General features: G+C 61.9%; 12 protein-coding genes. 5 read left to right on the top strand and 7 right to left on the bottom strand.

Annotated elements, in window-relative coordinates:
- The first annotated feature begins 116 nt into the window (after positions 1-116).
- The 5 genes from rpsF (at position 117) to dnaB (ending at position 4,495) form a co-directional block, all read left to right on the top strand.
- Positions 117-404, top strand: coding sequence for a 30S ribosomal protein S6 (gene rpsF, locus ACZ3J7_RS31770; protein WP_003941237.1), 288 nt, complete (start codon positions 117-119; stop codon positions 402-404).
- A 64-nt stretch (positions 405-468) separates the two neighbouring features.
- Entirely contained in the window at positions 469-993 is a 525-nt protein-coding gene (locus ACZ3J7_RS31775) for a single-stranded DNA-binding protein (protein ID WP_003941248.1), read from the top strand.
- A gap of 39 nt (positions 994-1,032) precedes the next feature.
- Entirely contained in the window at positions 1,033-1,275 is a 243-nt protein-coding gene (gene rpsR / locus ACZ3J7_RS31780; protein WP_003941245.1) for a 30S ribosomal protein S18, read from the top strand.
- An 18-nt stretch (positions 1,276-1,293) separates the two neighbouring features.
- Positions 1,294-1,749: a 50S ribosomal protein L9 gene (gene rplI, locus ACZ3J7_RS31785; RefSeq protein ID WP_007735531.1), complete on the top strand. Its 456-nt coding sequence runs from the start codon at positions 1,294-1,296 to the stop codon at positions 1,747-1,749.
- A gap of 616 nt (positions 1,750-2,365) precedes the next feature.
- Positions 2,366-4,495, top strand: coding sequence for a replicative DNA helicase (gene dnaB / locus ACZ3J7_RS31790; protein ID WP_465626816.1), 2,130 nt, complete (start codon positions 2,366-2,368; stop codon positions 4,493-4,495).
- A 98-nt stretch (positions 4,496-4,593) separates the two neighbouring features.
- Here the strand turns inward: dnaB and ACZ3J7_RS31795 are convergent, their stop codons facing one another.
- The 7 genes from ACZ3J7_RS31795 to ACZ3J7_RS31825 form a co-directional block, all read right to left on the bottom strand.
- Positions 4,594-4,944 carry a hypothetical protein gene (locus ACZ3J7_RS31795; protein ID WP_095971677.1) on the bottom strand — a complete coding sequence of 117 codons (351 nt, stop codon included), beginning with the start codon at positions 4,942-4,944 and terminating at the stop codon, positions 4,594-4,596.
- Between the two features lie 179 nt (positions 4,945-5,123).
- Positions 5,124-5,585 carry an Hsp20/alpha crystallin family protein gene (locus ACZ3J7_RS31800; protein WP_095971678.1) on the bottom strand — a complete coding sequence of 154 codons (462 nt, stop codon included), beginning with the start codon at positions 5,583-5,585 and terminating at the stop codon, positions 5,124-5,126.
- Between the two features lie 1,070 nt (positions 5,586-6,655).
- Positions 6,656-7,105: a DUF1931 family protein gene (locus ACZ3J7_RS31805; RefSeq protein ID WP_020971361.1), complete on the bottom strand. Its 450-nt coding sequence runs from the start codon at positions 7,103-7,105 to the stop codon at positions 6,656-6,658.
- A 4-nt stretch (positions 7,106-7,109) separates the two neighbouring features.
- Positions 7,110-8,837 carry an FAD-dependent oxidoreductase gene (locus tag ACZ3J7_RS31810; protein WP_353802428.1) on the bottom strand — a complete coding sequence of 576 codons (1,728 nt, stop codon included), beginning with the start codon at positions 8,835-8,837 and terminating at the stop codon, positions 7,110-7,112.
- Positions 8,815-9,081: a UBP-type zinc finger domain-containing protein gene (locus tag ACZ3J7_RS31815; RefSeq protein WP_007735548.1), complete on the bottom strand. Its 267-nt coding sequence runs from the start codon at positions 9,079-9,081 to the stop codon at positions 8,815-8,817. Before ACZ3J7_RS31815 ends, ACZ3J7_RS31810 begins: the two co-directional genes overlap by 23 nt.
- Positions 9,078-9,530, bottom strand: a complete 453-nt coding sequence (gene trxA / locus ACZ3J7_RS31820; RefSeq protein ID WP_136471087.1) for a thioredoxin — start codon at positions 9,528-9,530, stop codon at positions 9,078-9,080. The genes ACZ3J7_RS31815 and trxA overlap by 4 nt, the downstream gene beginning before the upstream one ends.
- 16 nt (positions 9,531-9,546) lie before the next feature.
- Positions 9,547-10,890: AAA family ATPase (locus tag ACZ3J7_RS31825; RefSeq protein WP_353802427.1), on the bottom strand; the 1,344-nt coding region annotated here is incomplete at its 5' end.

Below are 10,890 nucleotides of genomic sequence, written 5' to 3' on the forward strand. Positions count from 1 at the left end.
GATTTCCCTGGTCAAGGCCCCTCGTGTAACCTACGAGGGTTGCTGACGCAACGACCCTCCTGCCACGGATAGTCCGTGGCCGTTTTCACTTAGTCCACAGGAGGTGATGAGGTCTTATGCGTCATTACGAATTGATGGTCATCCTTGACCCCAGCCTGGACGAGCGCACTGTCGCTCCTTCACTGGATACGTTCCTCAATGTTGTGCGCCAGCACGGCGGCACGATCGACAAGGTCGATGTCTGGGGTAAGCGTCGTCTCGCCTACGAGATCCTGAAGCATGCTGAAGGTATCTACGCGGTGATCGACATCAACGCCACTCCCGCCACCGTCGCTGAGCTCGATCGTCAGCTCGGTCTGAACGAGTCGGTTCTGCGCACGAAGGTTCTGCGCCACAACAAGTAATTACTGTCGGTAGCGAGCTCTACTCTCGCGCCCAACGGTCTTACATCAATGCAGGAGGAACCACATGGCTGGCGACACCATCATCACCGTCATCGGAAACCTGACGGCTGATCCTGAACTTCGTTTCACCCCGGCGGGTGCCGCGGTTGCAAACTTCACGGTTGCTTCCACGCCCCGCACCTTCGACCGTAATTCCAATGAATGGAAAGACGGCGATGCACTGTTCATGCGTTGCAACATCTGGCGCGAAGCAGCCGAGAACGTCGCGGAGAGCTTGACCCGTGGCTCACGAGTAATCGTGAGCGGCCGGCTCAAGCAGCGTTCGTACGAAACTCGCGAGGGCGAAAAGCGAACTGTCGTCGAGCTCGAAGTCGATGAAATCGGTCCTTCACTGAAGTACGCCACGGCAAAGGTCAACAAGGCCAACCGTGGTGGCGGCGGTGGAGGCGGCAACTTCGGCGGTTCCTCCGGCGGATCGGGTGGCGGACGTCCGAGTGCTGCACCTTCGGGTGGAGACGATCCTTGGGGCAGTGCGCCTCAGGCTTCGGGCTCCTTCGGTGGTGCGGGCAGCGACGAACCGCCCTTCTGATCCGTACCTGATCAGGAACATCCAGAAAAGAGCAAAGACATGCCGAAGCCGCCCTTGCGCGACAAGGTTATGAAGAAGAAGGTCTGCACCTTCTGCAAAGAGAAGAACACGCAGATCAACTACAAGGACACGACGTTGCTTCGTAAGTACGTCAGCGATCGCGGAAAGATCCGTGCTCGCCGTGTCACCGGCAATTGCGTCCAGCACCAGCGCGACGTTGCCATTGCCGTCAAGAACTCACGTGAGGTAGCACTGCTGCCTTACGCCACCGTGGCTCGCTAAGGAAAGGGAGGAAAGAACATGAAGCTCATCCTCACCGCTGACGTGGACAACCTCGGTGCGCCTGGCGACACCGTGGAGGTCAAGGACGGCTACGGCCGTAACTACCTGCTCCCCCGCGGACTGGCAATCGTCGCCACCCGTGGCGCCGAGAAGCAGGTCGAGGGCATCCGTCGTGCACAGGAAGCGCGCGCTGTGCGCGGCCTGGATCACGCCAAGGAGCTCAAGGCAGCTATCGAGGGCCTCGAGTCCGTGACACTGACGGTCAAGACCGCCGGTGGCTCGGGCAAGCTCTTCGGTTCGGTTACCGTCGCTGACGTCGCTGCTGCGATCAAGGCTGCCGGTGGACCGGTTGTCGACAAGCGCTCCATCGTGTTGCCGAAGGCTCACATCAAGAACACGGGCAAGCACGCCGTGGTCGTGAACCTGCACCCCGATGTGGTTGCCAAGTTCAACCTGAACGTCGTCGGCGCATAGTCGACTGTTCGTCTCGTCGGGCCCCGCACACTTCGGTGTGCGGGGCCCGACGTTTTGTTTCGGATGCGGTGTGCCGCCTGTCAGCGTCCCGAATCGGACCTGGGGATAACTCTCACACTGTGATGTTCGCCTTCGGGAATCAGTGACGAATCGGGCGAGGCAACACGCCCGACACGCCGACGCGCCGACTGTGGAAAAACTATTTTCATCAACAGGCCTGTGAAATTGTGGATAGCCATCTACCTGGTCTTTTGTAGTTTCTTGGCAAAGTAGTCCCCAAATGCTCCACAGGCGGTGCACACCGTGGGGCGGGAGTTTCCACAAAGCATCCACAGCTTTATCCACAGTCCGGTTTGTATGCGGACCTACTAGTCCCTAACGTCATCTCGGCGTCTATCTACAGCCCGGCCGAATGCGGCTAGGGGATGTCGGTGGGGGCAGGTACAAATGATGAGGGCGCTGCGGTTTCTGGCAGTGTCGTCGAGTGTTTTACGGGAAGGTCTCGCTTGTGGCTGTTGTAGATGATCGAGGACCTTCCGACTTCTCGGGGCCGGATTACCCAGGCCCTCCCGAGGCCGAGCCCGACCAGGAGTTCGGACGCCAGCCACCTCAGGACATGACTGCCGAGCAGTCGGTGCTCGGCGGCATGCTGCTGAGCAAGGACGCCATCGCCGACGTTCTCGAGGTACTGCGTCCGGGTGACTTCTACCGGCCCGCCCATCAGTCCGTCTACGACGTGATCCTGGACCTCTACAGCCGCGGCGAGCCCGCCGACCCGGTGACGGTCTCCGCCGAGCTCGACCGTCGAGGTGAGCTCCGCCGTATCGGCGGTGCCGCCTACCTGGTGACGTTGACCCAGACAGTGCCCACAGCGGCCAACGCCGCCTTCTATGCCGAGATCGTGGCGGAGAAGTCCGTGCTGCGTCGTCTCGTCGATGCCGGTACGCGCATCGTCCAGTACGGCTACGCCGGCACCGAGGGTCAGGACGTGGCCGAGGTTGTCGACCGCGCGCAGGCCGAGATTTTCGAGGTCACCGAGCGTCGGACCACCGAAGACTTCGTACCCCTCACCGAACTCCTCCAGCCCACGATGGACGAGATCGACTCCATCGCCAGCCGCGGCGGAATTTCCCTCGGTGTGCCCACCGGATTCAAGGATCTCGACGAGATCACCAACGGCCTTCACGCAGGTCAGATGATCATCGTCGCGGCTAGACCTGGTGTGGGCAAGGCGCTTGCCCTCGATACTCCCCTCGCGACCCCCAGTGGCTGGACCACGATGGGTGACGTTGCTGTCGGTGATCTGTTGATCGACAACCACGGCAAGCCGACGCGGGTTGTTGCCGCTACCGATGTGATGGTCGACCGCCCTTGCTACGAGGTCGAGTTCTCCGACGGAACTGTGTTGGTTGCCGACGAGCAGCATCAGTGGTTGACGGAGACCTCCAGTGTTTCGGTCCGCACTACCGCCGATATTTACGCCCATCTGGATTCCGGGCATCGAGTTGCCAACACTGCTGCCTTGGATTTTGCGGCCCAGGAACTCGTGACTCCCGCTTACACCTTCGGTGTGTGGTTGGGCACCGACGGTGCTCTCGATTCGGTTGACCCCGAGATTGCCATGTTCCTCGAGGGCGATGGTTGCGCCCAGGTGTCCTTGGAAGACAAGCGCATTCCGGCCGAGTACCTCCGTGGCCCCATCGGGCAGCGACGCGACCTGCTGGCAGGCATCCTCGATGTTGCGGGTGTTGTCGGCGACGACGGTTCGATTGCCTTGGCGATTGCACATCAAGGTCTGTCAGGCGATATCGCGGAGTTGGTTGTTGGCCTCGGTTTTGGAGTAACAATTGCAGGCGAATCAGTTCTGTCGATTGTTGCAAACGCAGATGTGTTCCGCGTTTCTCGAAAGATGTTGTTCCACAAGGAACTGCGCGCCGAGGATCACGGATCGCGCTTCATTGTCGACGTTCGGCCAATTGCGAGTGTTCCGGTTCGCTGCGTCGAGGTCGACAACGCCGACCACATGTACCTGGCCGGTCATTCGATGGTCCCGACGCACAACTCCACGCTCGGAATGGATTTCCTGCGTTCCTGCTCAATTACCCATGGCATGGCCAGCGTCATGTTCTCGCTGGAAATGAGCAAAACCGAGATCGTCATGCGTCTGCTGTCCGCAGAGGCAAAGATCAAGCTCGGCGACATGCGCTCCGGAAAGATGACCGACGACGACTGGACCAAGCTCGCGCGTCGCATGAGTGAGATCAGTGAGGCGCCGCTATTCATCGACGACTCCCCCAACCTCACCATGATGGAAATCCGCGCAAAAGCGCGGCGGCTCAAGCAGAAACACGACATTCGCCTGATCGTCATCGACTACCTCCAGCTGATGAGCTCGGGTAAAAAGGTCGAGTCCCGTCAGCAGGAAGTCTCCGAATTCTCCCGTAGCCTAAAGCTTTTGGCGAAGGAGCTTGAAGTTCCGGTTGTCGCGATCTGTCAGCTCAACCGTGGTCCTGAGCAGCGAACCGACAAGCGTCCCCAGGTCGCCGACCTTCGTGAGTCCGGATCGCTCGAGCAGGACGCCGACATGGTGATCCTGCTGTATCGCCCTGACGCGACCGAGCGAGACGATCCCCGTGGCGGTGAAGCCGACCTGATTCTGGGTAAGCACCGTAACGGCCCGACCGCGACAATCACTGTGGCGCACCAACTTCACCTCTCGAAATTCGTCGATATGGCGCGGGGATAGCTGCTGCCGCCATCGCCTGAAGGTGGGACGGATTTCAGATCTTGTGAGATCCTGCTACAAGCACCAATTCGATTCCACTAGTGCAAAATTCGGTTTGTCTACAGGTGGGGTAGTGCTGCGGTGAGGAAGACGGCGCCGAAGGCGATTCCGGCAATGCCGGTGAGGATCCCGACCACGCCGGCGGTGTTGTCGCCCAGATCGCGTCCGGGGGTGTCGGGTCGGCGCGCTGCCAGGGCGATTCCGATGGCGGCGGCACCGAGGAGGATGCTGAGGCCGAACATCCAGAACGTCAGGATCGAGAGGGCACCGAGCATCAACGCCATGTCGCTGTATTCGTCGCTGGTGATCGGGCGGTGGTGATCCCACCAATTGGGCGAGGTGTGCGGGCGGGATTCGGTGTTGCCTGTGTTGTTGGATTGCTCGTGCGGGGGGAAGGTTGATGCAGTCATGACGGCTAAAGGGTTCTCGTGCTGATTCTTTCGTGTGGTGGATGGGCCGATCGGCCATACGGGTGCAGAGAGGACCGAACGGCGGTGGGGATCGAAAGGGCGGTGGGGTGGGTCCCGAGCACGCATCGCGTGTCTTCGGAACTCACCCCACCGTGGAACGCTTGTCCGGGCCGGTAGGATCAGACTTCGACCTGGACCTGTGTTGTCGCTTCGATGGTTTCGGTTCGGGAGGGCGGTCCGGAGGAGACCTCGATCCGCCGCGGTTTCGCCTTCTCCGCGATCGGCAAGGTCACCGTCAACACGCCGTTGTCGTATGAGGCGACGATCTGTTCGGCGTCGATGTCGTCGCTGATGGACAGTTGCCGTCTGTATGTTCCAGCGAAACGCTCACTCGCCAGCCAGCTCACACCCTCTTCGGAAAGAGCGGTGCGATGCGCGGTCAACGTCAGAGTCGAGCCGTCGATGTGGACGTCCACTGATCCTGGGTCGACGCCGGGAAGATCGGCGTGCAGGACGTACTGGTCTTCGACCTTGTAGAGGTCCATCGGCATGAACCGTGGACTGCGTCCGTTGCCGGTTCCCGCGGCGAGTACGGACTTGGTGATCGCGTCGATGTCGGTGAAAGGATCGAAACGAAGCACAGCAACACACCTCCCATATTGTGAAAAGAAAGGTCACCGCCACTGTGGCGGTTGACCGAACTTACTGTGCGAGAACATGATAACCACACGAATTAGCACTCTGCAACCGAGAGTGCCAGAAGCTTTGGGGAAGTGTTCCGGTCCCTGAAGATCGCTGCGTTGCCTGGTCCCGACAAAAGCGGTGGCCGCCTTCGGCCTCGAATCGACTCGGGCGGCGCGGTACGGCACTTCGTCAGTAGCGGCGGTGCGGTAATGGAGCCGCCGGCTCTGTCGCCTTCGATGCCAAGAAGTGGTCACGCTAGCTGCGCAGTAGCCGCGGTGCCTGGAAAGGTGGCCCGTGCCTGGTATTTGGTTTGCAGACGTCTGTTCCGAATGCTTTCGCAAAATAGGTCTTTTCCCGATGTTTGCGGGTGGATCGGGCATCGAACATCGCGGGTGCTCGTTCGTCGGAGTCGCTGCGAACGATGTCGGTGTTCGTGCACACACCGAACCGGCTGTAAGGGAGAACACTTCAGCCACCGTCAAAGCTTGCTCATCACAATGGAACTGGGACTTTCGACCCTGTCGTCTACAAGCAGTGCGCAATAACCTTCGTCGGGTCGGGGGCACCCGTTCCGTTCGAGGGGGCAAACATTCGGGCGGGTGTTCGTCAAGGCAAGGCCATATCACCCTCACTGGTCTCCTTGCCGGGCCTTGAGCTGTGCGCGCCCAGAAGTGCTCAGGGCCCGCCCGATGCGGGGATCGAGAAAGTGAAGACGAAAGGTTCTCAGATGAGCCGAAGGAGCGATCGGCGATCGACGAGTTCTGCTCGTCGCCTGGCCACGCGGACTACCGGTGTCAGAGGTTCGGCGTGTAAGCCGAACCCGCTCACGGCAGAAGATCTGAGGGCTGTAATCGAGTCCCTCACTGGAGTTCTCGCTGCTCGAGAATCGAGCGCGGAAACCGCACCTCTCGCCGGAAATCCTCCGTCGTCGACGCCAACTGACAGGCAGTTCTGAATCGCACCGGCATTTTCGCAGCCGGACAGCATATTCGAACTCAGACGCGCTGTCAGCCGGGACGGGTGGTAATCACAGAAGGAGGTGGAAGATGTCGAAGGCGACTGTCCATTGGGCTGTGCCGGGGTTCTTGCGGTCCGGCTCGACCGTGGCGAAAGTTTGCGCCAGCGCTACGCTCAACCCTCCTGCGATCAGCGGCAGTCGTTGCTCTGTCTCCTCTGAGAGGGCCACGTCCAAGGGCGGGCGGGCCGTGAGCTGATCGAGCAGCGGTTGAAGTTCGATCTCCTCGTCGAGTTTTTCGAACCGGTGGATGCTCTCCTGTAATCCCTTGGTGATCGGCAGGTCCCACGGTTCGATCACGTCGCGCAAGTTTGCTTTCGCGGAGGCTTTCCCGATCAGGATCACGTCGTAGATCTTGTCGTCGATGAAATCGGTATAGCGCTTGAGATCGTTCCGGTCGACCTGCAGTCCGGCCGCTGCCCTGAAGAACCGTTGGAATTTCACGGTGCCCATTACTGGCATGTCGTCAGCTCCTTTCGAAGTATTCATGGATTTGGCGTACGGCCATCGCTCCTTCGCCGACGGCGGATGCCACTCGTTTCACCGAACCTCGGCGGATGTCGCCCGCCGCGAACAGGCCGGGCAGGCTGGTTTCGAGCGTCCTGGACAGGCCGCCGTTGATTGGCAGGCTGCCGTCTGCTCGTGCGTGGATCGCGTCCTCACCGGTGAGGACGAAGCCGTGGTCGTCGAGTGCGATCGCGTCGGCAAGCCACCCGGTGTGCGGTACCGCCCCGATGAAGACGAACAGGGCGCGCACCCGAATCGTGTCCTGGTCGCCGGTATGATTGTCCTCGACCGCAATTGCTTCGAGGTATTTCTCGCCGTGGACCGCACGAATCTCGGTGTGCCGGTGCACGGTGACCCGCGGATGGTGTTCGATCTGGTCGACCAGGTATCGGGACATGCTCTTCCCGAGGTCATCGCCGCGGATGAGCAGGTGCACCTGTGAGACATGCTCGGCGAGGAAGACGGCGGCCTGGCCGGCGGAGTTGCCGCCACCGACGATGGCTATCGGGTCGGTGCCGCATATCCGTGCTTCCTGATGCGTTGCGGCGTAGTACACGCTTGTTCCTTCCAGCGCCTCGATCCCCTGAACGGCCAACTTGCGGTACCGCGCTCCGGCGGCGAGCACAACGGCCCGGGCGTGCACCGACCCGCCGTCCGCCAGTCGGAGCACATGGTTCCCGGCCTCGGATCCCAAACCGGTCACTTCTGCCGACACCAGGATGCGGGCGCCGAACTTCCCGGCCTGGAGCACGGCTCGCTCGGCCAATTCGGAGCCGGAGACCCCGGCGGGGAATCCCAGATAATTCTCGATCCGGGATGAGGTACTGGCTTGGCCGCCCGCAGCGATCCGCTCCAACGTCACCGTGTTCAACCCGTCCGAGGCGCCGTACACCGATGCGGCCAGGCCGGCCGGTCCGGCACCCACGACGACGAGGTTGTAGACGTCCTTGGCTGCGTCCGCGACGGGTGCCGGGACAGGAAGCCCGACGACGCGTGCGAGTTCCGCATTCGTCGGATTGCGCAGCACCTTCTCGCCGTGCCAGATCACGACGGGTGTGTCCTCGGGTGCGACGTTCAGGCTGCGTAGCAGCTGCTCCACTCGTTCGTCCTGTTCCAAGTCGAACCACTTGTGGGGCAGACGGTTTCGCATCGCGAACTCACGAAGTCGCAACGTATCCGGGGAGAAGCAGGAGCCGATGATCCGGAATCCGGAGCCGAGCCCGATCAGCAAGTGCCGACGCACAAGGTAGGCGCGCAGGATCAAATCGCTGAGCACGGGATCGTGGGCAATCAGCTCGCGTACCTGCTCGGCCGGGACGACGAGTACCTCGCCGTCCTCGATCGCTTCGGCGGTGAAGAACGCCACCTGCCCTTCCAGGAGTCCGAGCTCGCCCAGGAAACGCCCAGGACCGTGCACGCGCAGTATCCGGCGCTCGCCGTCCGCGTCGCCTTCGTCGACGACTGCGATCTTTCCGGAAAGGACGACGACGAAATCGTTGTCAGGCGCGCCTTCTCGGATCAGCACCTCGCCGGCGTGAACCGGTCGACGCGAGCCACCGACCTCGAGCTTCGCGACCTGGTCGTCTGTCAGCCGCGGGAAGGCGCCCTCCTCGTCCGGGGTCTCGTCGTCGACCGGCGGGCTGTACCCGATGGGTGAGGCGCCCTCAGACGAAGTTCTGGTCGACATAACACCACCGCCAATCCTCGCCGGGCTCCATCGACTGGACGATCGGATGCCCGATGGCGTGAGCGTGAGCACTCGCGTGCCTGCCCGGCGAAGAGTCGCAGCAACCGACGTGTCCGCACGTCAGGCACAGCCTCAGATGCACCCACGGGGTGCCGAGGCGAAGACATTCCTCGCAGCCCTGCGGGGTACGCGGCACCACGGCCCGGATCGCGGTTACATGTGGGTCCGCATGGACAGGACTCATGACTTCGCCTCCTCGCCGGCATTTTCCGATAGCGCCTGATCGAGCCACGTGCGCAGCTGGGGGACCGGAGCTGCGCCCGACTGGCGAGCGAGAACCTCACCCCGGTCCATCACCAGCAGAGTCGGCACGGCGCGGACGGTGAATCGTTCAGCCGTCCGGGGTGCAGCATCGACGTCGACCTTGACCAGCTTGATCTGGCCGACGTGTTCTCTGGCGAGCTGCTCGAGCGCGGGGCTGACCATGCGACACGGGCCGCACCACGTCGCCCACAGATCCACGAGCACAGGCACCGAGGATTTTTCGACGATCTCCGCGAAGTCACCGTCTCCCGCCGCGGCGATCCAGGGCAGCGGCTCGTGGCAGTTGCCGCAGCGAGGTTTTCCTTCCCCTGCTGCCGGGATGTTGTTGGTCTTGCCGCAGTTCGGGCACTTCACCTTTTCGGATCCCATGACCAGTTACCTCTTCTCAGGCCGCCGCGAAGGCGGGTTCGGCATACGCGACGGCAAGCTCGCCGCCGTCCACCGTGACGCTGATGGTGCCGTCCGGTTTGATCTCGCCGCGCAACAGTGCACGGCCGATCTTGGTTTCGACCTCGTGTGCGATGTATCGGCGCAGCGGCCGCGCACCGTAGACAGGGTCGAACCCGTGTTCGGCGATCAGTCGGCGTGCCTCCGGTGTGATTTCCAGGTGTATCTGTCTCTCCGACAACCTGTTTCGAAGGTCGGTGAGTTGCAGTTCCACTATGTGCTCGATCTGGGGCAGGGTGAGTGGGGAGAACAGCACGATGTCGTCGACCCGGTTGAGGAATTCGGGGCGGAAATGCCCGCGCAGTTCCGCCATCACCCGTTCCCTGGCGTCCGGCTTGATTTCGCCGTCGGCTGTGACCCCGTCGAGGAGATGCTGGGATCCGATGTTGGAGGTCATGATGATCACCGTGTTCCGGAAATCGACTTGCCTCCCTTGAGAATCGGTGATCCGGCCGTCGTCGAGCACCTGCAGCAGGGTATTGAAGACGTCGGCGTGGGCCTTCTCGATCTCGTCGAAGAGCACCACGGAGTACGGCTTACGCCGCACCGCCTCGGTGAGCTGGCCACCTTCGTCGTACCCGACGTATCCGGGAGGTGCACCGATGAGCCGACTCACCGTGTGCCGTTCCTGGTACTCGCTCATATCGAGGCGCACCATGTTGTCTTCACTGTCGAATAGGGCGCTGGCCAATGTCTTTGCAAGCTCGGTCTTTCCGACGCCCGTCGGGCCCAGGAAAATGAACGAACCGATCGGTCGACGAGGATCACGGATACCGGACCTCGCCCGGATCACAGCGTCCGCGACCAGTTGCACCGCCTCGTCCTGACCGACGACCCGCTCGTGCAGGATCTCGTCGAGCTTCAACAACTTCTCCCGCTCACCTTCTTGCAGCCGGGCGACCGGGATACCAGTCCATGCGGCCACGATCTCTGCGATCTCGTCTTCGGTGACCACTTCACGCAGCAACGGATTTCGGCCTTGTCTGGTGGCCAGTTGCTCCTCCGCCGCCTCGAGCCGGCGTTCGAGCTCGGTGATCTCGCCGTATCGCAACTCGGCTGCCCGATTGAGGTCGTAGTTGCGTTCGGCGGCCTCGGCCTCGACGCGCAACCGTTCCAAATCTCCTCGCAGTTCTTGCACCCGCCGGATCGCCTGCCGCTCCGCCTCCCATTGAGCGTGCCGGGCGTCTGCCTCGGCCCGCAGGTCGGCCAGCTCCTTGCGCAATTCTTCGAGGCGCGCCTTGCTGGCCGCGTCCGTTTCCTTGGACAGTGCGGCCTCTTCGAT

The organism is Kitasatospora sp. NPDC015121, from assembly GCF_055562955.1.

Excerpts from the sequence above, each read along its gene's own strand:
- ACZ3J7_RS31810 (WP_353802428.1), bottom strand. The coding sequence starts at position 8,837 with ATGTCGACCAGAACTTCGTCTGAGGGCGCCTCACCCATCGGGTACAGC.
- rplI (WP_007735531.1), top strand. The coding sequence starts at position 1,294 with ATGAAGCTCATCCTCACCGCTGACGTGGACAACCTCGGTGCGCCTGGC.
- ACZ3J7_RS31815 (WP_007735548.1), bottom strand. The coding sequence starts at position 9,081 with ATGAGTCCTGTCCATGCGGACCCACATGTAACCGCGATCCGGGCCGTG.
- ACZ3J7_RS31805 (WP_020971361.1), bottom strand. The coding sequence starts at position 7,105 with ATGCCAGTAATGGGCACCGTGAAATTCCAACGGTTCTTCAGGGCAGCG.
- ACZ3J7_RS31775 (WP_003941248.1), top strand. The coding sequence starts at position 469 with ATGGCTGGCGACACCATCATCACCGTCATCGGAAACCTGACGGCTGAT.
- rpsF (WP_003941237.1), top strand. The coding sequence starts at position 117 with ATGCGTCATTACGAATTGATGGTCATCCTTGACCCCAGCCTGGACGAG.
- rpsR (WP_003941245.1), top strand. The coding sequence starts at position 1,033 with ATGCCGAAGCCGCCCTTGCGCGACAAGGTTATGAAGAAGAAGGTCTGC.
- ACZ3J7_RS31795 (WP_095971677.1), bottom strand. The coding sequence starts at position 4,944 with ATGACTGCATCAACCTTCCCCCCGCACGAGCAATCCAACAACACAGGC.
- dnaB (WP_465626816.1), top strand. The coding sequence starts at position 2,366 with ATGACTGCCGAGCAGTCGGTGCTCGGCGGCATGCTGCTGAGCAAGGAC.
- trxA (WP_136471087.1), bottom strand. The coding sequence starts at position 9,530 with ATGGGATCCGAAAAGGTGAAGTGCCCGAACTGCGGCAAGACCAACAAC.